Origin of the sequence: Advenella sp. FME57 (assembly GCF_014897675.1) — a bacterium.
Taxonomy (GTDB): Bacteria; Pseudomonadota; Gammaproteobacteria; order Burkholderiales; family Burkholderiaceae_B; genus Advenella.
The window spans coordinates 1-12612 of sequence record NZ_JABUXU010000001.1 but is presented as its reverse complement, the minus strand read 5'-3'; the positions used below and the strand labels follow the sequence as shown (position 1 = coordinate 12612).

The window sequence follows — 12612 nt, the reverse complement described above, 5'->3', positions numbered from 1 at the left end:
CGTCGTTCCCAGAACGCCTATTTTACCGATTTCATATCGCTTATCGGCAGCGCCGGAACAAAGCCAGCACTGCCCTGCTTCGGGTAACAGGCCGTGGGCAATCAATCCCGGCCACTAAATCCTGTAATCTGCAGCACGTGCCTCTGGCATTATCACAGGGACGCCCGTTCAACCGATCACAACTGAAATGGCATTGAATCCCGGCGAAATATCCTGAAGCATGCACACTCTGCAGTCGGTTCGCCAAGTAACACGCTGAAATGTCGTTAACGGTTTAGAAAAACGCTTACCCCGCATCTTGCCTTATGATCAAAGCGGTAATAACCTGTGTTCGGGGGTACAAATATGAAGCTGCTTAGCACAACCGCAATTTTTTTATCACTCATTCTTCTGTCGGGCTGTATCGTTCACGATCACGGTCGAGGTGGACGAGGGTATGACCGCGACGGCTATTCTGACCGGCATTCCCATTATGATCATCGAGACCGTGGCTATCGCGGCCGGGGTCATCACCGCTGGTAACGCGAAGGCGTGGCAAGGTTTCAGAACTGGGTGATAACATATCGGCGACCGCAGCACTGCCAATGATTCCGCCAGTCGGGCACAGACAGTGCTGTACCAACGCACAAACACTACACCTCGTCTTAGTCGTGAAGCATCACTTTTATATAAATGGCAACCAGACATACGTCCTGTTGCGGTAAGCACGGTGATGCGCTACGTGCCCCTCAACATTTTCAAGATGAACTATTTGAAGCTCATCAATTAGCGTCTGATCTCGTTGTCGACCAAAAAACAGATTTTATGATCCACAACAGGATTTACGCTGCGCGACTCAAAGGTTAATTTGGGTCATTCCGGGGGATGAATAATGGCAATTTTCCCTGAATATAATAATTAAATTAATAAGTTAAAAAATAGCTTTGCTATTGCATACGCGCAGCCACGATCTGGGGGTCATTCAATAAGATCTGGGCAAACTCCCTTACCAGTTCATTTTTTTCCGAAGCAACGGTTCTGACCAGATACAAGTGGCGAACTGCCCAGGTATCGCTTATGGCCAGCGGCACCACACGCCCATTGCGTTCGCTTTCGGCCACGACACTGGCTGGCACAACGGCTGCGCCCACACCCGACTCAACCATATAAATTGTTGAACTGAAGTTATGGACATGCACCCGGGTTTTCATGGGCCTGCCCGTCAGCCTGGCCTGATTGGCCAGAAAGTGAAAATTGCTGCTGCTATGATCCATACTGACCAGATCGTAGGTCAGCACATCCTCAAAGGCAACGGTTTTCGCGCTTGCCAACGGATGGTCAGGAGAAACCGCGCAGACGAGCCGGTCAATCGCATATAGCTCGCGCATCAGACCCGGCAATTGTTCCAGATCAGCACCCACGCCTATATCGGCCTGGCCCTCGACGATCGCATGGCTTATTGTCAGGCTTTCTTTTTCTTTCAGATCAATATCTATGCCTGCATTTGAAGTGAGAAATCGCGTCACACTGGGGATGATGAAACTATTGAGCGCACTGCTATTTGCCAGAAGTCGGATACTGCCCCGCAAATTACTTGCATAATGACTTAACTCTGCATGCATTGTTTCAACTTCTGCAAGCAACTTCTTGGCGTGCTTGGTCAGTACCTCGCCCGCTGGGGTGGATATCATGCCTTTGGGGGTACGCAAAAACAGCGCGCTGCCCACTGTATATTCCAGATTCTTAAGCCGATAACTGGCTGACGATGCAGTCATATGCATGCGTTCAGCACCGGTAGACAGGTTCTGCGCTTGCACGATAGCCAGAAAAAGACGGAGATCTTTTAATTCGTAGCGCACAAGCGCTCCTTTTCGTTTGAAATATGCCAGTTAACATATTATTGTACTGGCTACGTCAAACCAAAAAGAGAAACTCGGTATCAGGTGGCCCGATGGCAGACCGCGACATCAGCTACGCAGACTTGCCTTTCTGTTTGTCTTTTACAAATTGGCCCATGTATTTTTGTGGTTCGCCGGTATCGAACGCTTCTCCGAACTCGCGAACGCTATTTTGTATTGACGTCTGCAACGGTTCGTTTTGCCATTCGCGCAGCAAGCGCTTTTGTTGGGCAAGCACTTGCGGCCCGCATTGGGCCAGGCCAGTCGCTACCTGCAACATGTGCGCGTCCAGATCTGCAAGCGCGACCGCTGCGTCAACCAGACCCATGTCCAGCGCCTGCTGCCCGTTCACCACTTCGCCGGTCAACAGCAACCAGGACGCCCGTGCGCCGCCAATCAGGCGCGGTAGCAGTGCCGCATGAATAATGGACGGGATACCCACTTTGACCTCCGGCATCCCCAAATTGGCGCTGGCGGCGCATATACGCAAATCACACGCCAGCGCCAGCTCCAGGCCGCCGCCCAGGCACCAACCCGGAATCCGTGCAATAACCGGCACAGGAAGAAGTCGTACCGCCTCACACAGTTGCCGCAGCAGGTCAATGAATGCTACCGCATGCTCTTTGTCAAACGTTGCCATTTCCTTGATATCTGCGCCGGCTATAAACGCCTTGTCAGCGTCGCCACGCAGAATCAGCACGCGAAGGGTTTGGTTGTTTTTCAAATCAGAAAGCGCCTCCAGCAAAGATGCAACGACCGGTGTTCCTAATATATTGAGCGTACCGGCGTTTTTAATACAAAGCGTGCCTATCCCCTGCTCGTCTATCGAAAAAGAGGCGTGTGCGTATTCGGTTGCTGTTGTCATTTCAGGCTCACAGTTTTTCAAAATTAATGTCATTTACAATGGCCCGCCACTGCACGTTCGAATCACGGATGATGTTCGCAAACTCCTGGCGTGTCGTATAAGCTGGAATCGCTCCTTGTTTTTGCAAGGCAGCAATAACCTGCGGATCGGACAGCGTCTTCTTCACTGCACTGTTCAATGTATCCAGTGTCGCGTCGGAAACCCCGGCCGGCGCGGCCAGACCAAACCATGATGGCGTGTTCAATTGCGGATAACCAGCCTCTGCATAAGTAGGTGTATCTGGCAATTGTTTTAACCGGGTGGGTGAAGCCACCGCAAGCGCACGGATTTTTCCCGCTTCCAACTGGCCGGCCGACGATGGATAGTTATCAAACACTACATTTATCTGACCTGCCAGCAAATCCGTCAGCGCCGGTCCCAGCCCCTTGTACGGAACATGCAGCATTTTGCTGTTGGTCGCTTTAAGAAACCTTTCTCCGAATAAATGGCTGTATCCGCCATTGCCGGATGAACCAAATGAGAATTTCTCCGGATTGGCCTTCAGTTGCTTGACCAATTGATCGAATGTCTTTATATCGGTAGACGTCCTGATATCCAGTACACCAGGCACATTGGCCAGATTGCTGATCGGTGCAAAATCCTTGATCGGGTCATACATCTGTTGCTTCTGGACGCTTGGATTCACGCTATGGGAGCTTTCTACCGCCATCACCAGCGTATAGCCATCCGGCGCCTCACGGCTGGCCGCCGCACTGCCGATCGCCCCGCCCGCTCCGGGCTTGTTAAGAATGACCACAGGCTGCCCCAGAACATCACCAAGCCCGGACGCCACAATTCGGGCGATTAGGTCGGTCGTGCCGCCCGGCGCATAGGGAACGATGAGCTTGAGCGGCTTGTCCGGAAAAGCGGCCATGGCTGGCAAGGCTGCCGTAACCAGGCCTGCACATAGGCCGTATGTCAAAATGGATATTTTCACTGTATGTCTCCTTAACTGTTATCTGTTTCGGTTTAGTCAAATACTGCTTTGGTGTGCTCGCCCAACAAAGGCGGTGGGACGGAACACGATGTTGACCCGGGTGCAAGCATAGGATTCCTGATCAATGGAATCCGCCCCAGCTGGGGGTGAACAACGCTCTGCTGCATTTGGCGATGGCGGACCTGCTCATCCGCGAAAACGTCTTCAAGCGTATTGACGGCTCCCCAGGAAATGCCAAGATTATCCAGTGCCGCAGTCCAGTAACTTCTGGGTTCGACAATCAGAATGTCTGCCAGTACAGCTCTGAGCGAAGGCAAATTTCGGATGCGTTCGCTATTGGTCGAAAACCGCTGATCCTCTGCCAGCTCGCTTCGGTCGCAGAATGCGCAGAAGCGCGCAAACTGGGTATCATTGCCAACGGCAAGAATCAGATAGCCATCGCTTGCCCTGAAGACCTCATAGGGCGCCAAATTCGGATGCGCGTTACCGCTACGAGCGGGGTTTTCTCCAGAGATCAGATAATTGGCAGCCTGATTCGCATTCATGGCCACTGCCACATCGAACAAGGCCAGGTCCAGCCACGTGCCCTGCCCGGTACCATGGCGTTGAAACAGCGCCGCCAATATGGCGGAGGTGGCATACATGCCAGTTGTAATATCGACGACAGCAACGCCGGTGCGTAGCGGACCTGCACCTGGCTCGCCATCAGCATGCCCGGTATAACTCATCAGTCCGCCCAGACCCTGAAATATATAGTCGTAGCCCGGCCTGGCCGATTTCGGGCCCGTCTGGCCATAACCAGTGATTGATGCATACACCAGGCGCGGATTGATGTGCCTGATACTCTCGTAGTCCAGGCCGTATTGCTTTAGGGTACCAACCCGATAGTTCTCAACCAGGACATCGGCGCCACGAATAAGCTCCAGGAGCTTTTCCCGGTCAGGCGCATTTTTGAAATCCAGGCATATTGATTTTTTATTCCGGTTGCAGCACATAAAATAGGCTGACATCGACTCACCGGATTCGGCTTCAAGGTACGGTGGCCCCCACTGACGGGTATCATCACCCGACTCGGGCCGCTCCACTTTAATGACCTCTGCCCCCAAATCGGCCAGATTCTGAGTACACCAGGGTCCTGCCAATATCCGGGACAAGTCGACAACCCGAATACCCGTTAACGCGCCAGCCAGCATAAAAGTTCTCAATCCACAAAATCAAACGTGGATTCAGTCTAGCGTAGCCACTCACGTCCGATCCAGTTCAAATTTTCGACAGGGGCGTTCGAATATTTCAATCCGGATTCAATCAAAGCCAATTTGTCACCATCGGCCAGGATGTGCTGCGCGAAATCACCAGCCGATATTTAACTAGCCCCAGAAAACAAAGGATAAAGGTGAACACATCGTTCACCGGGCAGTTGTGGGCTAAACAGCAAGACACTTGCAGCAATACATTGATTGAAACAAAAAGGCTCAATTGCAATAACCTTGCAATTGAGCCTTTTTGTTCTTAACTGGCCTATCCTACACGTCCAGCCTGCCACGTTCAATATCCAAGTACACGATCGCTGGTGTTACCCCGGTTGTCTACCAACAAAGTGCCTTGCGTAACGATTGCCGGTAGTCACGCTGTGTAAGCGCCTTGTGGCCTGTTTGCTCGCACAGATCGCTATTTGGCAGCGAGTGGATTCGCAGCGCTTGTAACCTTGAGCGTTACCCTACGGTTTGGCGCCAGGCAAGTAATCAACGTCACCTTAGCCATACGCTTGTCGCATTGTGCAAACATCGTGGTTTCACCGGCGCCTCGAGCAATCATCACGCCGGCAGGAATGCCCAGTGTCTCCAGATATTGCCTGACTGTCATAGCCCGCTGCTCAGACAGCATGCTGTTGTGGGCTGCTGAACCGAGAGGGTCGGTATAGCCTGTTATCAGAATAGACTCTATAGCGCCCAATTGTCCAATTTCGCCTGCTATCTCCTGCAACCTGCTCTTGCCGGAGGCAGTCAGGTTCGTCAGGTCTGCTTTATTGAAAGCAAACACGCCATCGGCAGAAAGATCAAACTGCTGCATCTGTTTATCAGAGTTGAGCGTGCACATATCGTTCGGATCGCCAACAGGACGCATAAAGAAACTTTGTGCATGATAATCTTTATCGAAAATCACCTTGAACTGGCAGGTAGTGACCCTGTTCCTGCCATTTCCGGGGGTGCGGAAATGAAACAGATAATCCCACTCTCGTACGCCGAAGAATCCTTCCTGGAAATGTGGGCGTCCCAACAGGTGGTACAGCTGGTCTTTGGTCATTCCTGACTTGACCAGCTTGAGTGAGTCACGATTCGGGAATGTACCCTGATCATTGTCGAAAGTTACTTTACGTGGATCTGGAAACACGGGCTTTTCCGTTGTGCCGTCCGCCGTGACTTCACTCAGCGAGGAACATCCGCCCAGAACAAGGCTGGCAACCATCACCATTGCTGCAACTACACGTTTGCTTGTGGAATATTTCATCTTCATCCAACATCATCCATCTGTTAATCTGCAGCCCCGGCCGAAACCGGGACTGTCCCAAGATTTACTGGTTTACCATTGATACCCGATACCCGCGCCAACCATCGTCTTGCCACGTGTATTGCCACTTACACTACCCTTGATAATCCAATTGCCGTTTTCGGATACCTTGGATAAACCGGCCGCAAAGCCTTGCTGGCCAACGTATCTCGCGGTTGCCAGGGCAAACATGCTCTTGCCTGGCAAGTAGGCTTGTGGCAGATTTGCCATGGCACCCGCTGTTGCACTGCCAGCATTGGCATCCTTGGCTACACGATCCAGATTGCCTTGCAGACGATTAAGGGCCGCAGCCGTACCACCTGCCAGACTATGCAGTTGGCCGCCAGTGACCGCATCCGTACTACCCTCGGCAATCTCACCTGGCTTCAGATTTGTGATCGGTTTGCCGGCTGCATCAATGCCAGACTGGGTCAAAGCGGGGCCATCAATCACGCCCAGGTATGATTTGGCAGAGATCGTATCGCCTTCCACCCGGTCGGTTTTTACCGACTCGAACGTCACATTCGGCACTGTGGCAACCGTAATCTGGTTACCATCGCGCGTCAGCTGCATATTACTTCCCTGGTTGAAGCCAACCGTAGAACCCGCTGCCACATTCTGCGGCGTATCGTTATTCAGTTGCAATTGCCATCCGCGATCGGCAGCTTCGCCAATGCTACTGAGCGCATCCGCTACGTTGTGGTAGGAATTATTACCAATACGAATTGTCGTATCAAGCTGCCCGGTTTCAGCATTAAAGCGTGTCTCGCCACCCAACGTGCTTGCAATACTTTGGCCAAGGCCATAGAGTTGCTGCCCATTGACTGCCTGCACGCTGTCAGCCGAAAGCGTAGCCCTGGCCACATTGTTCAAGCTCACTGGCGCAGTTGTGTCCTGCCCAACCAATGTTACGGAATTGGTCTTGATAAACGGATCGGCGATGGGGTCGTTTTTGCCATTCGCCTGATTGGCCTGCGTATACTGTAATGGCGAGCTGGCAGCAGACACACTCACTGTGGACACACCGTTATCCTGAGTTACGCCCACTTTGGTATACTCATTGCCCGCAACAAACCGAACTTGTCCGCCGGTAGCCACATTCGCAACAATCCCGTCGGCGCCTGCAATGTCCCAACCGCGTCTGGCGACTGTGCCAACATTATTATTGATCGCGTCCAGAGCACTATTGACGCTCGTGAAAAGTTTATCGCCGATCTTCAATCCGGCTTTGACCTCGCCCGTTTCAGGATCGAAGGTACTATCACCACCGAAGGCGGCCGCTGTGCTACTACCAGCCGCAAACAGCTGGCTGGCATTGACACCATCCTTGCTGTCTGCTGACAGCGTACCTGCTGCCACATTAGTTAGCTTTTTGTCGCTCAGGTCAATACCGGTGCTGCTCAACACAGGACCACCGTTGTTGAAGGTCAGGCTATCTGCGGTGAGGTCTGCTACCGTTGCGATGGTGATCTCATTACCGTTTCGGATAATATCGATGTTGGTGCCATCAATGAACTGCACGGTATCGCCAGGCTATCGGCCGTCAGATCTGCAGCCGTTGCAATGGTGATGTCGTTACCTACGCGAGTGATATCGATGTTGGTACCATCGATGAACTGAACGGTGTCACCTGGCGCTACTTTCGTTGCCGTATCGCCATTAGCTTGCAGGTTCCAGCCCTTGCTGGCTTCAGTTAATGCATTGCCAGCCTGAGTCAATGCATCATCAGCCCTGGACTTAACCCCGTCCAGTTGAGAGAAGTTAACTGCGTCATTGGGTGCCGCACCATCAGCTAGACCAGTAATTTTTTTACCGCCCATGACAATGCCGTCTGCATTGAGTGCAGGGCCGCCATTGTTAATGGTCAGGCTATCCGCTGTCAAATCGGCTGCCGTTGTAATGGTGATGTCGTTGCCAGCACGATTGATATCGATGTTTGCACCATCAATGAACTGAACAGTATCACCAGGGGAAACTTTCGTTGCCGTGTCACCATTAACTTGAAGATTAAAACCTTTTGATGCCTCAACCATCGCACTGTCGACCACGGTTTTAACGCCGTCTAGTTGCGAGAAACTTACAGCATCAGTGGGCGCAGTGCCATCAGCCAGGCCAGTGATTTTTTTGCCACCCATATCAATGCCACCGGCATTAAGGACTGGACCACCATTGTTAATGGTCAGGCTGTCGGCCGTCAGATCTGATGATGTTGCAATTGTCAAATCATTACCGTTACGAATCACATTAATATTGTTGCCGTCAATGAATTGAACAGTATCACCTGGGGCGACTTTCGTTGCGGTATCACCGTTAGTCTGTAGATTAAAACCTTTTGATGCCTCTGCCATGGCGTTGTCGGCCACGGTTTTAACGCCATCCAGTTGCGAGAAGCTCACCGCATCAGTAGGCCCAGTACCATCAACCAAGCCGGTGATTTTTTTGCCGCCCATGTCAATGCCGCCAGCATTAAGAACTGGCCCCCCATTGTTAATGGTCAGGCTATCTGCTGTCAGATCTGCAGCCGTTGCAATTGTGATGTCATTACCTGCACGAGTGATATCGATGTTGGCACCATTGATGAACTGAACGGTGTCACCTGGCGCTACTTTGGCCGCGACATCGCCATTAGCTTGCAGGTTCCACCCTTTACTCGCTTGAACAATTGCACTGCCTGCCTGAGTCAATGCATCATCAGCCACGACCTTAACGCCGTCAAGTTGCGAGAAGTTAACTGCGTCATTGGGTGCAGTGCCATCAGCCAAGCCAGTGAGTTTCTTGCCTCCCATGTTAATGCCACCGACATTAAATACAGGACCACCATTGTTAATGGTCAGGCTGTCAGCTGTCAGATCTGCCGCTGTTGCAATGGTGATGTCGTTGCCAGCGCGAGTGATACCGATGTTTGTACCATTAATGAACTGAACTGTATCGCCAGGCGCAACTTTCGCTGCCGTATCCCCGTTAGTCTGCAGATTAAAACCTTTTGATGCCTCAGCCATGGCATTGTCAGCAACGGCCTTAACGCCATTCAACTGCGAGAAGCTCACAGCATCAGTGGGCGCAGTGCCATCAGCCAGACCAGTGATTTTCTTGCCACCCATGTTGATGCCACCGGCATTGATGATTGGACCGCCATTGTTGATGGTGAGACTATCGGCCGTCATGTTCGAAGCAGTCGCAATCGTCAGATCTTTACCGTTACGTGTCACATTAATATTGTTGCCGTCAATGAACTGAACAGTATCACCAGGGGCGACTTTCGTTGCGGTATCGCCATTAGCTTGCAGGTTCCAACCTTTACTCGCTTCAACAATCGCATTGCCTGCCTGAGTCAATGCATTGTCAGCGCTGGACTTGACCCCGTCCAGTTGAGAGAAGTTCACTGCGTCATTGGGTGCAGCCCCATCAGCCAGGCCAGTGATTTTCTTACTGCCCATAGCAATGCCATTGGCATTGAGGACTGGACCACGGTTGTTAATGGTCAGGCTGTCAGCAGTCAGAGCCGGTGATGTGGCAACTGTGACGTTACTGCCCTGGCGGGTAATGTCGATGTTTGCACCATCAATAAACTGAACGGTGTTACCAGGCGCCACTTTGCTTGCCGCGTCACCGTTGGCTTGCAGGTTCCAGCCCTTGCTAGCTTCAGTGAACGCATCGTGTGCCTGAATCAATGCATTGCCTGCCTGGATCAATGCATTATCGGCCCTGGACTTGACTCCGTCCAGTTGAGAGAAGTTCACTGCGTCATTGGGTGCAGTGCCATCAGCCAGGCCAGTGATTTTCTTGCCGCCCATGGCAATGCCAGTGGCATTGAGGACGGGACCCTGGTTGTTAATCCTCAAACTGTCAGCAGTTAGATTTGAGGATGTCGCAATTGTGACATTGTTTCCCTGGCGAGTGATATCGATGTTTGCACCATCAATAAACTGAACCGTATTGCCGGGTGCCACTTTGCTCGCAGCATCACCGTTGGCTTGCAGGTTCCAGCCTTTGGAGACTTCAGTCATCGCATTGTCTGCAGTGGCTTTAACGCCATTCAATTGTGATACATTGACCGCGTCAGTGCCAGCCGTTCCTGGACTGAGCCCGGTAATCTTTTTGTTATTCATATTAAGACCGATATTGCTCAAATTCGGACCGCTGGTGCCAAAATTCAGACTGCCATCGCTCCCAAGATTCAAGTCCTTTCTGAGCCGGACGTTCAATGTTTTCCCGGCAGGATCTGCCACTACGCCTATCTGGTCATTTAGCAGGTTGGCAGGATTGGTAACGCCACCTGTGATATTCAGATTTCCACTGGAAGGAATTTCGACCTTTCTGTCGTTTTCCACGGTCGACCCATTGGTATTGGCATCACCCGAAAAATTCATTCCGCCGCCCTGCCTTGACGCAATCGCATAGAGCTGGCTGCCATTGACTGCATCAGTACTGGTAGCTGAAATTTCTCCCGATCCCACATTTTTAATCTGGCGTTCGGCACCTGCCGCGCCTACTGACAATACCCTGTTTGGATTGCTGACAACACCGGCGAACTCAGTATAAGCATGTCCGCCTACGGTGGCGTTATTAATGGCAGTCGCAGCCGCATTCGTGTTCGAAGCACTGCCTAAAGCCACCGCATCAGCCCGTGTTGCCTGAGCGCGTTCGCCGAGCGCCACGGCACGATCCGCCGTTGCACGCGCGCCACCGCCCAGGGCGATCGAGCCACTGCCCTCCGCCTTTGTCAGTGATTGTGCTTGATAAGTAACGCCGCGTTGCCCTCCCACAACTTCCGAACCAGGATCCGCCCCACCAATGGCGATAGACCGTGAACCCGTTGCTGTAGCGGAATGGCCGATTGCCAGGGAGGACGTGCCAGTGGCTGCCGAAACATTACCGATCGCCTGCGCAAAATCTGCGTTTGCCACAGATTCCCGCCCCAGCGCCAGGCTTGTATTGCCGGTGGCCAGAGTCCTGGGGCCAATTGCCACTGAAGATTTTCCCTGCGCGCGCGCCCATACGCCCATTGCCGTTGCGAAATCGTCTGTGGCGTTGGATCGACCACCCAACGCAATCGCCGATTTTCCTGCGTAAGAAGCTTCGCCGATCGCGATCGATTGTGTTTCGAGCAATCCGCCATTTGACGTAGAAAACCTCAGATCATTGCGGTTTTCAAACGGATTTCCTCGATCCAGGACACTGACGATACCGCTAACTGCTTGAGCGCCACAACCGACGGCGATCCCAGCCACATTCGTGGCATTGGCGCCAGTACCGCATCGACTGCTCGCAACTTCAGTACCCGGATTGAAACTTGCCTTGAGCGCTGCGGCCAAGGCAGGTGATGCGACAGTCCATAATCCAGCCAGGCAAAAAGCAATGGCCAGCTCGGTCAGTTTCAAGCGGCCTGAGCCGGAGGCCACAGATGCCAGAACATTGTTTAGCTGCTTTTCTGGTGCATAAACACTTCCTGGTTTTGAAATCGCGGCTTTGCTAATTTCCGAGACTACTACCCAGTTGCCGGTGGCTGCGCTCCATATAACGCGAAAAATCTTATTCACAAAAGTATCCTTAACTCAAATCGTAATCTGACTATTCATTTGGACCTACGGTTATGCCGTGATCATCATGTGGACATAACGATCCCACGAATCGATTACCAATCGCGATCTGATCATTACGTGCAGAGAAATACATCCGGGTCGGAATTGTGTATTTTTATCTTCGAAAAAAACTTAATCGAAATCAATTTTTAAAGTTAATTCACCAATATTTGCGTTTTAGAATCCGACGCCTGGCGCAGGCCGCTATAGCTGTTGCTTTTCGGCTATATCCATTGCCCTGAGTACACGTACGTACCGCAAGCAAACGTGACCAAGGGCATGGATGAGGCTGCCATTTGCGGCCAGAATGAGCTATTTTTCTAACTATGCGGCAGCATGTACTGAATAATCCGCTGCCCTGCAGAACGGGCCGGGCCGGCACAGACCGACACCATCAGCTATTTAAAATATGGTCAAAGTGGAAATGCACCGATATAACAAAAGTGCGCATATAAATCAGCATTCCTGCGTGCAAACCGCCAGGGAAACACCTCTTTGACATCGACCAAATGTGCTGAGTGCTCGCTCGCCGCTTATATGCCCATAGTCCTGGTCGATACCAACGCGGCCCATTGCGACGCCTGCGGCGTTTAAGCAAACCACGACGCTTCCTCGCTACGCAGCGTCTGCTTTGAGTTCAAAAGAAACAAAACCAATTGATACATTTTGTTAATCTTTGCGGATCCAATTGACTGAAATTTAATTGTCTGTGAATCGACCAGATTTTTATAGACAGTTCGTAGCCTCAGAAAAGTATTGCTGTTC

General features: G+C 51.8%; 7 protein-coding genes and 1 pseudogene. All 8 read right to left on the bottom strand.

The features are described 5' to 3' along the window. Positions 1-926: 926 nt before the first annotated feature. On the bottom strand, positions 927-1838 hold the full coding sequence (locus INT32_RS00035; protein WP_370540144.1) for a LysR family transcriptional regulator: 912 nt from the start codon (positions 1836-1838) through the stop codon (positions 927-929). A gap of 112 nt (positions 1839-1950) precedes the next feature. Continuing rightward, positions 1951-2742, bottom strand: a complete 792-nt coding sequence (locus INT32_RS00030) for an enoyl-CoA hydratase (protein ID WP_193086704.1) — start codon at positions 2740-2742, stop codon at positions 1951-1953. 7 nt (positions 2743-2749) lie between these two features. Further along, on the bottom strand, positions 2750-3718 hold the full coding sequence (locus tag INT32_RS00025; protein ID WP_193086703.1) for a tripartite tricarboxylate transporter substrate binding protein: 969 nt from the start codon (positions 3716-3718) through the stop codon (positions 2750-2752). A gap of 32 nt (positions 3719-3750) precedes the next feature. Beyond that, complete coding sequence (locus INT32_RS00020; protein ID WP_193087211.1) at positions 3751-4911, bottom strand: CaiB/BaiF CoA-transferase family protein; 1161 nt, start codon at positions 4909-4911, stop codon at positions 3751-3753. A gap of 475 nt (positions 4912-5386) precedes the next feature. Then, positions 5387-6232, bottom strand: a complete 846-nt coding sequence (gene bamE / locus INT32_RS00015) for an outer membrane protein assembly factor BamE (RefSeq protein ID WP_226816350.1) — start codon at positions 6230-6232, stop codon at positions 5387-5389. 66 nt (positions 6233-6298) lie between these two features. Then, positions 6299-7786, bottom strand: a complete 1488-nt coding sequence (locus INT32_RS00010; RefSeq protein WP_193086702.1) for a YadA-like family protein — start codon at positions 7784-7786, stop codon at positions 6299-6301. Next, positions 7717-11031 carry a beta strand repeat-containing protein gene (locus INT32_RS00005; RefSeq protein ID WP_370540155.1) on the bottom strand — a complete coding sequence of 1105 codons (3315 nt, stop codon included), beginning with the start codon at positions 11029-11031 and terminating at the stop codon, positions 7717-7719. Before INT32_RS00005 ends, INT32_RS00010 begins: the two co-directional genes overlap by 70 nt. Before the next feature lie 57 nt (positions 11032-11088). Then, positions 11089-11805 (bottom strand): annotated as a pseudogene (locus INT32_RS22300) (ESPR-type extended signal peptide-containing protein); the annotation flags it as partial. Positions 11806-12612 lie beyond the last annotated feature (807 nt).